At 70.4% G+C, this 17,360-nt stretch carries 12 protein-coding genes; 5 read left to right on the top strand and 7 right to left on the bottom strand.

Annotated features, from left to right (window positions below; genetic code table 11):
* Positions 1–126 precede the first annotated feature (126 nt).
* Together ACFY12_RS29505 and ACFY12_RS29500 are read right to left on the bottom strand one after the other, a co-directional pair.
* Complete coding sequence (locus ACFY12_RS29505) at positions 127–633, bottom strand: hypothetical protein (protein ID WP_390718975.1); 507 nt, start codon at positions 631–633, stop codon at positions 127–129.
* Positions 634–740: 107 nt separating this feature from the next.
* Positions 741–2,210 carry an MFS transporter gene (locus ACFY12_RS29500; protein WP_390719122.1) on the bottom strand — a complete coding sequence of 490 codons (1,470 nt, stop codon included), beginning with the start codon at positions 2,208–2,210 and terminating at the stop codon, positions 741–743.
* 692 nt (positions 2,211–2,902) lie between these two features.
* On the opposite strand from ACFY12_RS29500, the gene ACFY12_RS29495 reads away from it, so the two are divergent.
* Together ACFY12_RS29495 and ACFY12_RS29490 are read left to right on the top strand one after the other, a co-directional pair.
* Positions 2,903–3,808 carry a DUF3027 domain-containing protein gene (locus ACFY12_RS29495; protein WP_390718974.1) on the top strand — a complete coding sequence of 302 codons (906 nt, stop codon included), beginning with the start codon at positions 2,903–2,905 and terminating at the stop codon, positions 3,806–3,808.
* A 356-nt stretch (positions 3,809–4,164) separates the two neighbouring features.
* The gene (locus tag ACFY12_RS29490; protein ID WP_390719121.1) at positions 4,165–7,563 is read left to right on the top strand and encodes a sacsin N-terminal ATP-binding-like domain-containing protein; all 3,399 of its coding nucleotides are present in this window, start codon (positions 4,165–4,167) and stop codon (positions 7,561–7,563) included.
* 94 nt (positions 7,564–7,657) lie between these two features.
* Here the strand turns inward: ACFY12_RS29490 and ACFY12_RS29485 are convergent, their stop codons facing one another.
* Positions 7,658–7,858, bottom strand: a complete 201-nt coding sequence (locus ACFY12_RS29485; protein WP_390718973.1) for a DUF397 domain-containing protein — start codon at positions 7,856–7,858, stop codon at positions 7,658–7,660.
* On the bottom strand, positions 7,855–8,691 hold the full coding sequence (locus ACFY12_RS29480; protein ID WP_390718972.1) for a helix-turn-helix transcriptional regulator: 837 nt from the start codon (positions 8,689–8,691) through the stop codon (positions 7,855–7,857). The genes ACFY12_RS29485 and ACFY12_RS29480 overlap by 4 nt, the downstream gene beginning before the upstream one ends.
* 720 nt (positions 8,692–9,411) lie before the next feature.
* Between ACFY12_RS29480 and ACFY12_RS29475 the strand changes: the two genes are divergently transcribed.
* A complete protein-coding gene (locus ACFY12_RS29475; RefSeq protein ID WP_390718971.1) occupies positions 9,412–9,570 on the top strand; it encodes a hypothetical protein in 159 nt (52 codons plus the stop codon).
* Positions 9,567–10,757: a methyltransferase domain-containing protein gene (locus ACFY12_RS29470; protein ID WP_390718970.1), complete on the top strand. Its 1,191-nt coding sequence runs from the start codon at positions 9,567–9,569 to the stop codon at positions 10,755–10,757. The genes ACFY12_RS29475 and ACFY12_RS29470 overlap by 4 nt, the downstream gene beginning before the upstream one ends.
* A gap of 612 nt (positions 10,758–11,369) precedes the next feature.
* On the opposite strand, the gene ACFY12_RS29465 is transcribed toward ACFY12_RS29470, so the two are convergent.
* Complete coding sequence (locus tag ACFY12_RS29465) at positions 11,370–11,669, bottom strand: hypothetical protein (protein ID WP_390718969.1); 300 nt, start codon at positions 11,667–11,669, stop codon at positions 11,370–11,372.
* Between the two features lie 232 nt (positions 11,670–11,901).
* Between ACFY12_RS29465 and ACFY12_RS29460 the strand changes: the two genes are divergently transcribed.
* Entirely contained in the window at positions 11,902–12,147 is a 246-nt protein-coding gene (locus tag ACFY12_RS29460; protein WP_390719134.1) for a hypothetical protein, read from the top strand.
* Between the two features lie 114 nt (positions 12,148–12,261).
* On the opposite strand, the gene ACFY12_RS29455 is transcribed toward ACFY12_RS29460, so the two are convergent.
* Together ACFY12_RS29455 and ACFY12_RS29450 are read right to left on the bottom strand one after the other, a co-directional pair.
* Positions 12,262–12,897, bottom strand: a complete 636-nt coding sequence (locus ACFY12_RS29455) for a hypothetical protein (RefSeq protein ID WP_390718968.1) — start codon at positions 12,895–12,897, stop codon at positions 12,262–12,264.
* A gap of 10 nt (positions 12,898–12,907) precedes the next feature.
* Entirely contained in the window at positions 12,908–17,254 is a 4,347-nt protein-coding gene (locus ACFY12_RS29450) for a polymorphic toxin-type HINT domain-containing protein (protein WP_390718967.1), read from the bottom strand.
* Between the last annotated feature and the right edge of the window lie 106 nt (positions 17,255–17,360).

The following is a 17,360-nucleotide window of genomic DNA, read 5'->3' as shown; positions in this document are numbered from 1 at the left end:
GTCCGGCCGGTGGCCGAAGTCCGGCACCCGGCGCGCTCAGAACCTTCCGAACCGTCAGTTCCCTCAGACTCCTCGGGCCCTTCGGACTCCTCGGGTCCTTCAGGCCCCTCGGACCCCTCAGAACCTTCAGCCCTTCCGCTCCAGCGTGAAGTGCCACATCGTCTTGGGGCCCTGGCCCTTGCCGATCTCCGCGACCTGGAGTGTGACGTCCTTCTTGTACGACGGCTGGCCGGTGACCGGGTCCCGCTGCATGAAGAGGGCGTCCGCGTCGAAGCTGCGGTACGTCTGCTTGCTGGGCTCCTCCATGACGGGGCCCGCACCGATGGCGACCCAGCCGGACTTGGCGACGTCCGGGTCGACGCCGACACGCACCTTCTCACCCGGGTGGACGGTGATCGTCTTGCCACTGCCCTTCTTGGTGATGCAGGCGGCGATGGCCTTCCGCGACAGTTCCTGGCCTTCGCCGTCGCAGCCGGGCGTGGCCTCGGCCGTCACCGTCGTCGAACCGACGGACACGGTCGCGAGCGAGGTCGGCTTCTCGCAGGCGGAGAGGGTGACGAGACCCAGGGACACGGCACCGATGGCGGCAGCGGCGCGGCGGCCCTTACCCCAGGAGATCAACGCAGCGGTCATACGGGCAGGCTATCTGGCGTCCCGGCCCACGCCACGCGCGGGTACGGCGTGCCGCGCCGCCCGTCGCACACCGGGCCCGGCCGTCGCACCATCCTGGCCACTGGCCGTCACACCACCCTGGCCGCCGGCCCGCCGCCGTGCCGGGCCGCGCTCAGCAGCCCCCGTACGGCCAGCAGGGCGCCCAGCGCCACCAGCCCCGCGGCCACCGCCATCCCCAGCTCCCCGACCAGCGGCAGCACGATCCCGAGCGCACCGCCCACCACCCACGCCATCTGCAGCGCCGTCTCCGACCGGGCGAACGCGGAGGTCCGCACCGCCTCGGGCACATCGCGCTGGATGACCGCGTCCAGCGACAGCTTCGCCAGTGCCTGGCACAGCCCCGCGGTGGCCGCCGTCGCGGTCACCACGACCAGCGCCATCCCGTCGTAGAACACCGCGGCGAGCACCGTCACACCCAGCGCCAGCCCCAGCACCCCCGCGATGATCGGCTCCGGCCCCCGGGCCTTCAGCCACGCCCCGACCGCCGTCCCCAGCGCGTTGCCGGTGCCGGCCGCCACCGCCACCAGACCGAGCGAGACGGCCGGGCCCAGCCCGCCCAGCGGGTGCTCGCGCAGCAGGAACGCCAGGAAGAACGTCAGGAAACCGGAGAGCGCCCGCAGCGCGGCGTTCGCCTGCAGCCCGTGCAGGACGGACGGTCCCACCGACCGCAGTCCCGGCTTCGGCCCCCGGCCGCGCCGGGCCCTGGCCTCCTCCCCGACCCCGGCCCCCATCTCCTCCCTGACCTCCATCTCCTCCCCGACCCTCATCTCCTCCCCGACCCCCGTCTCAGTACGGGCCGCCTCAGTACGGGAGGCCGGACGGGAGGCCACCTCCCCCGTGGACGCCATCTCCCCACGGGACGCCGCCTCATACGACGCCAGCCGCGCCCGCCCCTCCCCCTTCGCCGAATCGACCTTGTGCGGCAGCGAGAACGACAGAAACGTCCCCACCACGAAGACCGCGAACGCCCCGTACAGCGGCCACTGCGGCCCGATCAGATGCAGTCCGGCCCCGGCCGGTGCCCCCACGCCGGTCGCCAGCAGCCCCGCGAGCGTCACCCGCGAATTGGCCTTCACCAGCGAGATCCTCGGTGGCAGCAGCCGCGGCACCACCGCGCTGCGCACCACGCCGTACGCCTTCGACGACACCAGCACTCCCAGCGCCGCCGGATACAGCTCCAGCCCCCCGGTGGCGACCGCGCCCGCCATCGTCAGCGCCAGCAGCGCCCGGGCCAGCATCGCGCCCGCCATCGCCGCCCGGCGGCCGTGCGGCAGCCGGTCCAGCAGTGGCCCGATCACCGGCGCGAGCAGCGCGAACGGCGCCATCGTCACGGCCAGATACAGCGTCACCCGGCCCCGTGCCTCATGCGTCGGCACCGAGAAGAACACCGTCGACGCCAGCGCGACCGTGATCATCACGTCACCCACGGCGTTCACCGCGTGCAGCTCGATCAGCTTGGCCAGTCCCGACTCACCCGCGCCCTGCGCATGCGTCGCGCGCCGCACCCCGCGGGCCGCGCGGGCCAACGGCCGGTGCAGCGCCCGGCCGACCGCCCGGCCCGCCCGGCGGACCCGGCCGTCCCCGAAACCGCCCCGCTTCGATACCCGGGACGCCCGTGATGCCCGCGATACCCGTGACGCCCGGGGAAGCTGCCGTGCCGACACCTGGTCATAGTGCCCCACCTTGTGCCCCAACTCGCCCAGGAGCGGGTGGTTTCTCCTGTCTGCCCTACGTCTGCCCTACGTCTGACCTACCTCTGACGTACGTCTGCTCTTGCTCCATCTCTGACCTACGTCTGCTCTCTCTGACCTACGTCTGCTCTCTCTGACCTACGTCCGCCCTACGGGATGCACCCCCTGTGCCCCACGGGATGCACCGGCTGTGCCCCACGGAATGCACCCCCTGTGTCCTACGGGATACACCGCCCGACCGCGGTTGCCGCTGCCATTTGCCACTCCCGCCGGGGAGCCGTACACCGTTGAAGGGGTAGCGTGTGTAACGCGCCACCGGCGGTCGGAACTGGCCGCGTGTCTCATCACCGTCCGCGATCCCGCAGAATGGTTCGTATGAGGTGCGCTCGGCCGAACCGATCGGGCGCGGACGTCGACGCGGTCCCACGGTCCGCTCCGCCCGCCCCCGTCCCGCCGGTCGTCCGGAACGACAAGGACCGCTCCGGCTGGCGCACTCGTGAGACGGCGTAGAAGAGAGAACGATTCTTGTGAGTGCTGCGATGCGAAGCCGGACCCCCGACCGCCTGTGCGCCGAGGCGGTCGAACTTGCCCGGGCCGCGGCGGTGGACGTCGCGCTCCCCGGCGTGGTCGGTGAGCACCTCGGGGCCGTCGCCGACGGCGACCGCGTCGTCACCCACCTCTTCGCCGCCGACGAACCCGGCTACCGCGGCTGGCGCTGGGCCGTGACGGTCGCCCGGGCCTCCCGCGCCAAGATCGTCACCCTCGACGAGGCGGTACTGCTGCCCGGCCCCGACGCGCTGCTGGCCCCGGAGTGGGTGCCCTGGAGCGAGCGGCTCCGCCCCGGCGACATGGGCCCCGGCGATCTGCTGCCCACCGAGGCCGACGACCTGCGCCTGGAGCCCGGCTTCTCCGGCGAGGACAGCCCCCCGCCGAACTCCGCCGTCGCGGAGGGCATGGCGGCGGACGTCGCGGACACGGAGGAGGCGGACGTCCTCCCCGGCTCACCCGCCGTCCAGCCCGCGCCCGCCCGGGGCGGCATTGTGGACGTCGCCGAGGAGCTCGGCATGCGGCGCGCGCGGGTGCTGTCCCGCTTCGGCCTGCACACCGCCGCCGACCGCTGGGAAGAGGCCTACGGCGCCAAGACGCCGATGGCCCAGGCGGCCCCGGCCACGTGCATGACCTGCGGCTTCCTCGCCCCCCTCACCGGCTCGCTGCGCCAGGCCTTCGGCGTCTGCGCCAATGAGTTCTCCCCGGCGGACGGCCGGGTCGTCTCCCTCGCGTACGGCTGCGGAGCGCACTCCGAGGCCGCCGTCATGCCGAAGCCGCCGCGGCCGGCACCGCCGGTGGTGGACGAGACGGTGGTCGAACCGCTGACCTTGCGCCCGGAACGGGACGGTGGCTCGGTGGAGGAGGCCGGCCCGGCGGAGGAACTGGGCCACAGCTGAGGCTGCTCCGCCGCCCTGCGGAGCCTCCCGTATTCCGCTTGCTCCCCTTGCTCCCCATTCCGCTTGCTCCCACCTTTTCAGCGCTTTTTCGGCGCCTCTTCGGCGCCTCTTCGGCACCCCTCGGGCCGAAGACGTAAATCAGCACCCCGCCCCGGCTCGGGCGCCGACGTAAAACAGCACCCCGCCCCGGCTCGGGCGCCGACGTAAAACAGCACCCCGCCCTGGCTCGGGCGACGACGTGGGGCGATACCGTCTGTGGCAGGAGACGGACGAGGGAGACGAGACACGTGACCGCAACGTCGTGGGTGCGAGGCGCAGCCGGAGACCCGTTCGGGACGGCTCGGCTGCGGCGCGGCGTGCTGGACGCCTGGGCCGCGTCGCCGGCCCGGTTCCGGGAGGACGCCAACGCGGAGGAGGACCTCGCACTCGGCGGCTACCGCGACCGCCTCGCCGTGGAGCTCGCGCAGAACGCGGCCGACGCGGCGGCCCGGGCCGGCGTCCCCGGACGGCTCCGGCTGACCCTGCACCCGGCCGACCCCGGCGCGCCCGCCGTCCTCGTCGCGTCCAACACCGGCGCCCCCCTGGACGCCACCGGCGTCGAGTCGCTGTCCACGCTCCGCGCCTCCGCCAAGCGGGAGCCGAGCATCGCGGCCGGTGCCGTGGGCCGGTTCGGCGTGGGCTTCGCCGCGGTGCTGTCCGTCAGCGACGAGCCGGCGCTGGTGGGGCGTACCGGAGGGGTGCGGTGGTCGCTCGCCGAGGCTCGCGGGATGACCGAGGAGGTGGCGGCGCACAGCCCCGGCCTCGGTGGCGAACTGCGCCGCCGCGACGGGCATGTGCCGCTGCTGCGGCTCCCGCTGCCCGCGGAGGGCACCGCCCCTGAGGGCTACGACACCGCCGTCGTCCTGCCGCTGCGGGACATCGCGGCCCAGGACCTCGCCGAGCGCCTGCTGGACGGCATCGACGCAGCGCTGCTGCTGACCCTGCCGGGGCTGGCCGAGGTGATCGTCGAAACCCCGGAGGGCGTACGGGAGCTGAGGCGCCGCCAGGACGGCCCGTACGTACTGATCGAGGACAGCGAGCGGGGCGCCACCCGGTGGCGGGTGGTGAGCGACGGCGGGCCGCTGGACCCGGCGCTGCTCGCGGACCGGCCCGTCGAGGAGCGGCTGCGGCCGTTCTGGACGGTGACCTGGGCGGTGCCGGTGGACGCCGAGGGCGCGCCGGCCAGGCCGGGCACCGCACCGGTCGTCCACGCCCCCACCCCGACCGATGAACCCCTGGCCCTGCCCGCCCTCCTCATTGCCTCCTTCCCGCTGGAGCCGACCCGCCGCCATGTCGCGTCGGGCCCCCTGGCGGACTTCCTGACCGGCCGGGCGGCCGCCACGTACGCGACGCTGCTGGCCGACTGGCGTCCGGTGTCGGTGGGCACCCTCGACCTGGTGCCGGGCCCGCTGGGCAAGGGCGGCCTGGACAGCGAGCTGCGCCGCCAGGTGCTGGAACTGCTGCCGCGGGTACGGTTCCTGCCGAGCGCGGGTGCGCCGAGGCCGGACGTGCCGGGCGCGGACGTGCTGGGCGCGGACGTGCCGAGGGCGGGGGAGACGGCATGGCCCGAGGCCTCGGGCGAGCGAACCCCTGCCGCGGACCGGGACTCGGAAACGGTATCGGGAACGGTAGGGGACGCGGCCGAGGGCGCCACGGGAACGGTACGGGACGCCGACGAGCGTGCCACGGAAACGGTATGGGACGCCGACGAGCGTGCCACCGGCCCCGGCTACGTCCTCCGCCCCCTCGACGCCGAGCTGCTGGAAGGCGCGGGCGCCGCGGCCGTCGCCGTGCTGGCCGAACTGTTCCCCAGCCTCCTGCCCGCCGGGCTCGAACGCCGCCCGGAACTCCGCTCGTTGGGTGTGTCCCGCGTACCGCTCGGCGAGATGATCGACCGCCTGGCGGGCGTCGAGCGCTCCCCCGACTGGTGGTGGCGGCTCTACGACGCGCTGGCCGGCACCGACCCCGACCGGCTCAGCGGGCTGCCGGTGCCCCTGGCGGGCACCGCCGCTCAGGGCCCCGGCGGCGAGCACGGCACCGTACGCACGACCATCGGCCCGCGCCAGGTCCTCCTCCCGCTGCCCGGCGGCGGCCCCGCCGCGGACGGGGAGACCGCGGCCCGGCACCGTACGCTCGCCCGGCTCGGGCTGAAGGTCGCCCACCCCGACGCGGTCCACCCGCTCCTGGAGAAGCTCGGCGCCACCCCCGCCGCTCCCCGGGCCGTCCTCACCACTCCCCAGGTCCGCGCGGCCGTCGCCAACTCCCTCGACGCCGACGAAGACGCCTACGACATCCTCGCGGAAGACTTCTCGGCCGGCCTCGGAGTGTCCCTGGGCACCCCCCTCGGCGCCGAAGAGCTTGCCGATACCGTCCTCGCCCTGGTCCGCGACGCCAACCTCTCCCCGGGCGACGAGCCCTGGCTCGGTGCCCTCGCCCTCCCCGACGAGGACGGCGAGCTGGCACCCGCGGGTGAGCTGGTGTACCCGGGAAGCGCCTTCGAACGCGTCATCCGCGCGGGCGAACTGGCAGCCTGCGACGCCGACTTGGCCGCACAATGGGGCGAACAGCCCCTCACCGCCGTCGGCGTGCTGGCCGACTTCGCCCTGGTGCGCGCCACCGACGTCGTCCTCGACCCGGACGAAATGGAGCCGCGGGACGGCGACTTCGCCGAACCGGACGACGTAGGCCTGCTGGACGCGGTCGATGTCTGGTGCGAGGACATCCTCGACGCCCTCCCCGACACCCCGGTCCCGCCGGTCGTCACCGAACTGGTCGCCGTCCGCGATCTCGACCTGGTCGACGACGACGCCTGGCCGCAGGTGCTGACCATGCTCTCCCGGCCGCCCCTGCGCGATGCGCTCACCGCGCCCGTACGCGTCCTCCTCCCCGACGGCACCACCGACTCCGTACGCCCCTACACCGCCTGGTGGCTGCGCGGCCACCCCGTCCTGGACGGCCGCCGCCCGGCCGGCCTCCGCTCGGCGGGCGGCGACCCCCTGCTGGCCGGACTCTACGAGTCCGCGGACGCCGGTGACGTCGACGCCCAGGTCCTGCGCGCCCTCGGAGTCCGTACCTCCGTCGCCGCCCTGCTCGACGAACCGGGCGGCGCCGCCGAACTCCTCGCCCGCCTGGCCGACCCGTCCCACCCCGTCACCGCCACCCAACTCCACACCCTCTACGGCCTGTTGACCGACCTCGACCCCGACCAGGTGACCCTCCCCGACGAACTCCGCGCCGTCCTCGGCCACGACGTCCAGGTGGTCGACGCGGCCGACGCCGTCATCGCCGACGCCCCCGACCTGATGCCTCTCGCCGGCCACCTCCCCCTCCTCCCGGTCCGCCCGGAACGCGCCGCCGACCTGGCCGAACTCCTCCAGGTCCGGCGCCTGAGCGAGGCGGTCACCGCCAAGGTCCGCTCCGAGGGTACCCGCCACGAGGTCCCGTCCCCCGTACGAACCCTCCTCGGCCCCACCACCCCCGACTCGTACGTGGAACACGAAGAACTCATCGTCACCGCCGGCCTGGAGCCGGATGCCACCACCGAACTCGACTGGCGCTGGACCCCGGACGGCACCCTCCACGCCGCCACCCTCGAGGGCGTGGCCGCCGGCCTCTCCTGGGCCACCGGCCAATGGCCCCGCCGCTTCGAGGTAGCAGCCCTCCTGGAGGACCCGGACCGAGGCGAGGAACTGTCCCGCGCCCGCTGGTTCGACTGATCTCAGGCACGAGGAAGCCCCGGCCCGCTCGCAGCAGGCCGGGGCTCTGACCCCAACCAAGAACCAGGTGACACCAGTTGGGGCTGATACGGAGTTACGCGCCGTGCCCTGCCCCGCCCTTGACGCTGGCCACGAACGCGGACCAGGACGACGCGGGGAAGGCCAGAGCGGGGCCGTTGGGGTTCTTGGAGTCACGGACGGGAACGACGCCGGGGACATTGGTGGCGACCTCGATGCAGTCGCCGCCGTTGTCGCTGTAGGAGGACTTGAACCAGCGGGTTGAGTCGGTTGTCACGGGGTGCCCTTTCGTACCTGCTCGATCATGGCCACGGATGCCGCTTGCGACAACGCTTCGGCCTGCAACTGATGGTATGCCGTCAGTACGGGCACCACGGAGGTACTCTCCCGGTCCAGGTTTCCTTGAGCCTGGGATTCGGCATAGCAAACCAGGGACCGGTCCGGCAGTGTCACGATGTTGACGGGCAGGTTAAGCGTGCGGCGCTCCCCTATGTCGTACGGTGCCACCTGCAACAGCGTGTTCGGCAGGTCGGCAAACTCGACCAGCCGCGCCAACTGTGCGTCCATGACGGCGGAGCCGCCGACCGGCCGACGGATACAACTTTCGTCCATGGTCACGAACACCATGGGTGGCCGAGGCCGCTCCAGCGCCGCCTGACGCTCTGTCAGAAGCGCTATACGTTCATCCGCCTGTTCGGGCGTGATGGCGCCCCGCCGCACGGCGCTGTCCGCCAGCACGCGCGCGTACTCCGGTGTCTGCAACAAACCGGGGATGATCCCGATGTTGTAGATCCGGATCTCTACCGCCCGGCTCTCGTACCCGACGTACTCCGGAAAGCCCTCCAGCATGCTGCCGTGTTTGATCTCGCGGTACTCACGCTCGAACGAGTCTGCTGTGCCCTCAAGGCCGAAGACGCGGTCCACGCTACGCGAGAACCGGAAAGTCGGAGGTTTCCGACCATTTTCGACGGCCGAAATATGCACGCTGGAATATCCCGCGCGTTCGGCAAGATCTTCTTGGGTCCAGTTGCGCGCTTCCCGCAGACTGCGTAAACGCGCTCCGTAGGCTGCCTGAGGGGAGGCGTCCGGGTTCAACTCGTTGCGATTCAAAGGGCGTTCACTGTCCTTCCGTCCGCAAGGGACAGGTTGAATGGCCCCTGACTGTAGGCCACGCTGAGGCATCCCGGTAGTGGAAGCGCTACGGAGAGGAGTGGTCGTGCCCGAGTACATGACACAGCGACGCCAGACCCCACCCGTGTACGTCGGAGTCCCCTGGCCCGATTCGAAGCCTGCCGCCGGCTGCGACATCTGCGGCGCACTGGCGAGGCAGCGGGAGGAAGCGCGACGGCGCGGAGACCACTCGAAAGCGTCGGACCTCAACATCGAGATGCGCGATCACCCGCACCGGGGGAGCGAGCGGGGGAGCAAGTGACGATGGGAACGACGGTGGTCGTCATAGCCCTGGTGGCTACCGGCCGCCTCACCTAGAACTCCCGGCCGGTCGCTGAATAGCAGGAGGGCCTCAGCGGCCGGTCCGGGGCCAGACCCCCGGCAGAGTCGGGCCGGGTGCGCTCCGTCTCTTCCCCCAAGTGCGGAGACGTGAGAGCGCGAAGCGGTCGCCCGGTGCGGGTGCGAGCAGGCCGGGCGACCGCCCCAAGTTCCCATCCCTGTCAGCCTGGCAGGGGCGGGTTGCAGTGCAAAACCAGGGGCGGGTTGTAGTGCAAAACGGCGTGGGGGCGCCCCCGCGTTCGGGTCAGTTGGCTGAGGCCGTATTCCCTGGGGACTCAACTGAGACCAGGACGAAGACCGGCCTCTCAGGGAGGAGAATCGGTGGACATTCGATTGATGATCACCTACTTCGCGCAAAGCGGCGGGCACGGCAAAGACGAGGGCGAAGGGGACGGGCTCCCCGGTCAGCCCTGGTCGCCGACCGAAGAACCCACCCCCGACGGGGATCAGCCTGATGGCGGCGGGACGCACCGCAAGTGACGCGCGCTTTTGAGCAGGAGAAGCGGCCCTCCCGTGAGGAGTTGGGCCGCATTCTCCTCGATGCGGGCTCCATGACATCGGACTGGATGCCGACCTATGAGGCCGTGCCCCGGTCGGCCTTTCTGCCTGACCTCATGTGGCCCCACGACATGGAATCAGGCCGGAACAGCGCAGTCGACAAAACGCTCGCCCCTGAGGCATGGCAGGAATACGCGGACTCGAATCAGCCGATCGTCACGCAATGGGACGACGGGGCGCACGACGGCCCTGAACCCGGCAAGTCCTTCAGCTCGTCCTCGTCCATGCCGAGCCTGGTCTTCTCCATGCTGGCCGACCTTGACGTAGAACCGGGTCAGCGCGTGTTGGAGATCGGCACCGGCACCGGATGGAACGCCGCGCTTCTCGCGCACCGCCTCGGAGCCGCGAACGTCGTCACCATAGAGGTGGACGGCACCGTCGCATCAGAAGCCCAGCAGTCATTGGACCGCTTCGCACTCCCGGTAGAAGTGGTGCACGGAGATGGCTTCCTCGGGTACGCGAAACGGGCCCCGTACGACCGCATCATCGCCACATGCGGTCTGCGAAAGGTCCCCTTCGCGTGGGTGGAGCAGTCCAGCCCCGGAGGGGTGATCCTTGTTCCCTGGGGGACCTGCTACGGGCCCAGCGAAGCCACCGCCCGCCTGATGGTCGCCGAAGACTGCCGGAGTGCGTCCGGCCCCTTCACCCGGCCAGTCGCGTTCATGCGCATGCGGTCGCAGCGCCGCCCCCGGCCGCGCCATGACGAGTACGTACCGGCGGAGGCGCTGACCGGCGTGGAGAAGTCGACCACTCAGACCTCCGAGCACGACTTCTCCGGCACCGGGGCCTTCGATGCCGCCGGATTCGCCATGGGCCTGCGCGTGCCCGACGTCGCCCACCTCGCTGACCGCAAGCGTGAGGGCAAGCGCGCCGTGTGGTTCTACGGACTCTCGGACAAGTCATGGGCGGTCGTCGTCTTCCGCGATGACTGTAAGGAAGCCAAGGTCTATCAGTCGGGTCCCCGACATCTCTGGGACGAAGTAGAAGCCGCACACAGATGGTGGGTGGAGCAAAAGCGCCCCGGCTTCCACCGCTTCGGGCTGACCGTGGATGCCGACGGCGAGCGGACGTGGCTGGACTCACCGGACAACCCCGTGCCGGCGCGGTAACCGGATGGGCCACACAGCGCGTAGCCGTGCCCTGTGGCCCCGTCCGTGCACTGCTGCCTGGCATATGGGCGGGCTTTCTCCTGGTCAGGCACTTGCCCCGATACGGCGGCCTACCCTGCACCGTGAGCAGTCAGCCTGAGTCAGGGCGGCTGCTGCTGCCATGGTCGGCCCCGGACGGCCGTGCTACCTGTCCGGCGACGGAACCGGATATGTATCCCGCTTCGCCGACCGCATGGAGGCGGAGCGGCTCAGCTCGGTCGCCGAACTCATCGAGGAAGCACACCGCATCCTCGGCGTCCGGACGTGGACACTCAGAGAAGTTCGCCAACTGGCCGTCGAGTTGGCCGAATCCCTCATCGGCGGACACCGGGTAGCGGAAAGCCGGGGCGCGCTTGCCCGCACGCGATCACGACGACTCCGACGCGGACGAGGGCCGTGACGATGGTTACAGCGGGGCCGCGGCTTTTGGGTAACGGCGGGCCCGTAGCCCCCTGCGTCGCCCGTAGAGGGCCCGTCACCTTGCCACCTCGTTCGCTACTCCTGACCAGCGGTAATAGCGAACTGCGACTGGAGTGCTAAAGCCGGATTCCCTGGAAAGCCTTAGCTTGTTCTTTATCTTCTGTCCGTTTCGTACGGAGGGGACGGTAGGTTCCAGACGGCGTCGAACCGGCTGATGATCTTTCGGAGTTCGCGGGCGCTTTGGGGCGATACGGCTGTCATCACGGCGTCGAGGAGAGCGCGGGCGTCGAGCGGGTTGCCACAGCAGTACCAGTGCACGTTGTCCCACTCGTAGTCGTGCCACAGGTCGCGCTCGGGCTTATGGACGTAGTCCTTCCACAGGCGGATGGCCGCGCTGACGTCTCCTGGCTGGAGATAGTTGCGAGTGTGCTCGAGGCGGATGATCTCGCTCATTGCTCGCGAGGACAGGCCGTCGATGACTGGCCTTGCACCTGGTGTCCGGTGGTCGCGGGGGATGCTGGTGCGGACGTGCCCTGGCCGCCTACGCGACATGGGCCTTTCGGTTCGTCGTCATGTCGTACATGGTGTCACGATCTCGAACGTGTCTCGAACGGGTTCGCTCGCATGGGATTCGTCGGACTTGCGGGCGACCTCCATATGATCACGTGCTCCGACCAAGATGCACGTGGTCACGACGAAGGCCGTGATGGTGAGTCTGCTGCCTGATGCTTCCCGGGCGGATGCGTTCGCGCTGGCGTCACGCTTCCGGGGCGAGTTCTACGAGTGTCTGACCGTGCGACTGCCGAAGCCTCCCCGCGTCTACGACCCCAAGGGCGGACGCCCGCCCGAGCACGGGTCGGAGTTCCGCTTCGCCAAGCCCGAGACCTGGCCCGAACCGGAGATGGAGTTGTGGCCCCCCTCCGCCTCGTAGAGCACGTTGCCCCGCCGGATGGGATCCGGCGGGGCAACATCCGCTCCTGGTCTCGGCATCGCACGACTGCTCCACAGGCCGCCGATGAGAGTTCACCGGCGGCCTTGGGCAGAGCTATTTCTCAGGGAGACCCTGAATCCCTACAAGCATGAACTCGCCGTATCCGAACTCCCGGTTGAGCTCCTCGAATGCAGCCCGGGAAGCAGCCGGTACGGGACTGTCGTAGGCCGAGTACGCATGCAACAGGAATCGGAAGGCAAGGGCAGGACTCACCTCCTTCGCGCAGCGTTTCACTGCCGCGATCACCACGTGAGAAGGCAAGGGTTCCAGTGAAAGCTCCGACCTCGGTGCCAGACGGTCGGCGAGTTCGTCGATCGCCGACTGCACTGGTTCGTCAGCCGCTTGCGGGGTCGGGCTTCCACTCGCCGACTCGTGAAGGAAGGGTTCCAACTCGCCGTCGATGTCCGTCAGCCAGGCGCGACCCCGTGCGGGCTCCTGTCCCTCCACCAGGAAGTTCGGGTAGTACCTCGCCGCTGACCTCCACAGGGCATGGATGTCCTCGTCCGAAAGCGGCGAGGTCAGCAGCAGGCGCACGTCCTGGCGGAGAAGCCGAAGCTCCTCCAGACCTTCCTCGGATCCTGATGAGAGCCTGGCCCAATGACGTACGACATCCCGGGGATTCGCGCCATCGTGGATCCAGTCCATATGAAACTGGCCCCCCAGCGCCGGCAACCCGAAGTCGAATTCCATGGAATATTCCTCACCTGTCAAGCGGGAAGGCGGTATACACATAGTAGCCGCCTGGAACCTTCTTTCCCGAAGGGTCCTTCTTGGCCTTCTTGATGACAACTTGAACCCTATTGCCAGCAGACCCCGAGGTGCCGTCTTTTCTGAGGTACGTCCCTAGTGAATCGCCGCCGAAGTTCTTGACGGGCAACTCCAGGTTCTGTCCTTCATTCAGTGTACGGAGTCGTTTGTTGATGTACGCCTTGTTCTGTTCCAGGACGGAGTCAACCGCCTTCTGCGCCGTTTCCGCGTCCACCCACTTCGTGTTGACGCCCTTCTTCTCGGCGAGCCTCCTCATCTCGGCGGGGGAGACGTTGACGTGCTCCTCCATCGTGTGCGCCTGACCGCGGAAGCGGCGGGACGCGGCCTCGAGATCTCCGCAGTTGTGGACGAGTGCGTCCGCAGCGCCCACACCCACGTAGTAGCTGTGGAGTCCGCCGACCGTGAGGTCGTGAGTCCGCTGACGCTCGTGATAGGTGACGGTATTGGTCACGGCGAGCTGCAGGCCCGCAGGAGTGCGCAGTCGGTCACCGACCCGCACATCTCCCGCGTCCACCCACTGCTGGCGATCCGCCAGCCAGAAGGGGTGGTTGGAGGTAGCCGTGACGGCGGCAGCCCCCTGGGGAGTCTTTACAGTGAGACGGGTGAATTCCTTGTCGTTCTCGGTGGTGAAGAAATTCACCACCGGTCGCGACTGGGTCAGTCCCTTCGCCGGGTCCGTGGCGAACACTCTGTCCCCGACCCGGATGTCCTCGATGGGTCGGCGAGTTCCGTCGGCAAGGAGAACGGGGGTGCCGGTCGGGAAGCTGTGTGTTCTGGGGCAGTCCAGGGACTTCCAGATCCTCGCGAGAGTGTCCTCGGTCTTCGCGATCAGCTTCTTTGCCTTGTCGGACTCCTCGAGGAACTTACCGATGCCGCCAACGATTCGCCCGATGGCCTTGGTGATCGCTGGGAGTTCCTTGATGACGGTGAGGGCTTTACCCCAGGGGAGGGCGCCGATCGCTGCCCAGAAGCAGCTTTCGATGTTGCCTTCGGTGAGGCACTGCTTGATGTCGCCGAGGATCAGGTCGACGAGGATCTCGCCGCCGTTTTCGAGCAGGAAGTCCTTGATCGACTTGTCGGCGGTCTGGAGAGCCTTCTCGATCTCCTCGGGCGACTCCCCGGCCTGTTCGAGCTCCTCCTTCTCGTCGTCGCTCAGCTCGGATCCGCCGCCCTTGCCATCCTGCTTGGCCGCCTCCGCTCGCCGCTTGCGTTCCTGTTCGCGCTCGTACTCCTCGGCCTTCTTTGCCGCCTCGTCTGCCTCCTTGGCGTACTTGTTGGCGTTCTTGGCCGCGGTCTCCGCGGACTTGGCGTGGCTTTCGGCGGAATCGGCGAGTTTGCCGGCGTCGGCGGCGTCCTTTTCGGCTTGGGCTGCGGCGCCTTGGGCGACGGTGGCCTCGTGTTCGGCGAGGTTGGCGGCGCTGTTGGCGGCGTTGGCGTGCTGTTCGGCTTCGGCGGCGGCGCCGCGTGCGCGCGCTGCTTCGGCCTCGGCCTGGTTGGCGGCATCGCGGGCTGCTGCCGCGTCCTTGTAGGCCTGGTTGGCGGCCTGGCGGGCGAGCTTGGCGTCCGCCTGGGCCTGGGCGTCGGCCTTGTTGGCGGAGGCCGCCGCGTCCCGGGCCTTGGCGCCGTCCTCGGCGGCTTCGGCGGCGGACTTCATGGCTGCGGCCGCTGAACGTGCGGCGTTGGCCGAGGACTTGGCTGCGTCGGCGGCGGCCTTGAAGGCCGGGGCGACCTGGGCGTTGGCGCGCTTGGCGGCTTCCTCGGCGGCCTGCGCGGCCTTGAGTGCCTCGGTGGCCTTGGCCTCGGCGGAGGCGACCTGTTCCTTGCCCGTCTCCAGGGCGGCCTTGGCGACCAGCGTGGCGAAGTTCGCGTCGAGGTCCGCTCCGGTGAAGGGGGCGGTCAGGTCGATGGCGGTGTTGGCCGGGTCGGCGATCCCGGCCGCGGTGGTGCGGGCGGCGCCGGAGGCCTGGACGGCGATGGTGGACTGCAACCGCGCCATCGCGGCTTCGCGGACTGCGCCGTCGGCTTCGTCCTTGGTGCGGTTGGCCGCCTGCAGCGCGTTGTTGGCGTGCTGGGCGGCCAGGCCTGCCAGGCGGGCGGACTCGTGTGCGGCGATACCGGCGCGGGCCTGCTGGGCGGTGGCTTCGGCGGCCTTGGCGTTGGCCCGCTGGGCCGCGGCGTGGGTGGCGGCGGCTTCGGCCTCGGCCTTGTTCGCCGCGGCGTTCGCCCTGGCGGCGGCTGCCTCGGCGTTGCTTGCCGCCTGGTTCGCCTTGGCGGCGTGTGCGGTGGCCTCAGCGGCTGCGGCGCGTGCCCGGGCGGCATGGCCTGCGGCCTCGGTGGCCGCGGAGCGGGCGCGTACGGCGGCACCGCTGGCACCGTCGGCGGCGCTGCGGGCCTGACCGGCCGCTGCACCGGCGGCGTTGGCGTCCGCCCGTGCACCCTCAGCCGCCGCACGTGCCTGACCGGCGGCAGTGGTGCCCTTGCCGGAGGCGGCCATCGCCTCGGTCGCCTTGGCCCGGGCTTCCTTGGCCTGGTGGTTCTGCTCGGCCTGGAACGCCTTGTTGCGCGCCTCGCGGGCGTTGCTCTCCTCGGTGCGCGCGCGTTCGTCGGCCTTGGCGGCGATGCCCTCCTTCTCGGCGGCACCGGCGCGGGCGGAGGCTGCCTGCGCGGCGGCGGCCTGGGCCTGGGCGCGCAGGGCCGAGGCGGTACGGGCTTCGGCCTCGGCGCGGGCACGGGCCGCAGCAGCCGCGTCACGTTCACGCTCGGCACGGGCACGCGCCTGGGCGGCCAGGTCACGCTCACGCTCGGCGATCGCACGCTGTTCGGCGGCGATCTTCGCCTGACGCTCGGCCTCCAGGCGGGCCTGACGGGTCTTCTTGGCGTGCTCCCACGCCTCCCGCTCCGCCTGCTCCGCATCCAGGCGCGCCTGCTTGGCACGGGCCGCGGCATCCGCAGCGACCTTCGCCTGCTTCTCCGCGGCCGCGGCCATCTGCGCTGCGGCCTTGGCCTGCTGCTCGGCGTTGGCACGCCACTGCTTGGCCTGCTGCTCGTGCGCCTCGGCTTCGTTCTTGCCGTTCAGCGCGGCGGCATCGGCGGCAGTGGCATCCACCGCATGCTGCGCGGTCTGCCCGGCGGCGACCGCCGCCTCCGCAGCCGCCGCCATACCGGAAGCCACCTCGGACCACTGCGCGCCGTGCGTCAGCCCGGTCTCCACCAGCACGTCGGCCTGCACCTTCGCCTGCGCGGCCGCGACCTTGGCCGCACGGGCCGCATCCCCGGCGTAACCCACCTGCCGGGCGACCTCGGCCTTGACGTCGCCGTAGTCGGACAGACGCTTGCCCGCCCGGTCCGCCGACAGCATCCGGTCAGCCTCACGCGCCGCCGAAGCAGCCGACGTCATCGCATTGGCCGCCTCCTTCAGCGCCTTGACCGCATCCCCGTGGTAGCCGATCAGCTTGGTACGGGCCTCAGCCGCACGAGCGGCCTTCTGGGCCAGATCCCGCAGCTTCTCCGCCGCCTCCTGCGCCTCCTTCTGCGCCTTCTCGTGCGCGGCCTGATTGTCGGCGTCCTTCTGCGCGGCCTCCTGGTAACCCTTCTCCAGGAACTCCTCGATCGCCTTATCCGACCCGGCGTCCAGAGCGGCCTGCGCGGCCTTCTTCACCTCCGGCCCACCGACACCGACCAGCATCTCCACACGCTTGCGGAGCTCCGCCGCACGCTCCTTGGCGGTCTGCTCGTCCTTCTTGTCCCGCGCCCGCGCAATCTCCGCACCAAAAGCGAGGAAATCGGCACGGTCACGCGCAGTGGCCTTCGGACCCAGGACACGTTCGACCTCAGCGTTGAAATACGGCCCACCCGTGCCGCGCAGCGCCTCGATCTTCTTGACGTTCTCAACGTCGGTGTTGTTCTTCTTGTCCTTGGCACGCTGGCGGGCCTCAGCCTCACCATGCTCCAAGAACTCCCGAATCGCATTCGGATCGCTGCTCTCCAGCGCCTTCTTCGCGGCCTCGCGGACCTCCTCCTCCTCGTCGAACTCGGCGAAGTCCTCGACCAGTTGCCGGTCACGCTCGGAGCTGATCCGCTCCAGCTCCGAACGCGGCGCAGCAGCCGGTGTGGCGGTGGTCGTCTTCGGCAGTGAGGCGGCCAGCCGGTCGAACGCCGACAACGCCTGTGCGTAGGAGCCCGTCTGGGCGGCGGCGGACGGCGGAGCGGCGGTGGTGACGGTGGCGGCTGCTTCGGTGGCCGTACCACCGAGCAACGCCATCACCACCGCAGCGGACACGGCCGTTCTCGCCGTGCCGGACACAGCGGCCCGCGAACGTCCGGCCCGAAGCCGGAATCTACCTATCAACGGGAAACCCCCCTGAATGGAATCGAATAGAAAAGAC

This window comes from Streptomyces sp. NPDC001339, assembly GCF_042895955.1.
Classification (GTDB): Bacteria; Actinomycetota; Actinomycetes; order Streptomycetales; family Streptomycetaceae; genus Streptomyces.
The sequence above is the reverse complement of the archived record's forward strand: the minus strand, read 5'-3'. Positions and strand labels throughout refer to the sequence as shown.

What these genes read in the sequence shown, in the direction of transcription:
- ACFY12_RS29495 (WP_390718974.1), top strand. Translation starts at nt 2,903, where the DNA reads ATGCGAAGCCGGACCCCCGACCGCCTGTGCGCCGAGGCGGTCGAACTT.
- ACFY12_RS29455 (WP_390718968.1), bottom strand. Translation starts at nt 12,897, where the DNA reads ATGGAATTCGACTTCGGGTTGCCGGCGCTGGGGGGCCAGTTTCATATG.
- ACFY12_RS29505 (WP_390718975.1), bottom strand. Translation starts at nt 633, where the DNA reads ATGACCGCTGCGTTGATCTCCTGGGGTAAGGGCCGCCGCGCCGCTGCC.
- ACFY12_RS29465 (WP_390718969.1), bottom strand. Translation starts at nt 11,669, where the DNA reads ATGAGCGAGATCATCCGCCTCGAGCACACTCGCAACTATCTCCAGCCA.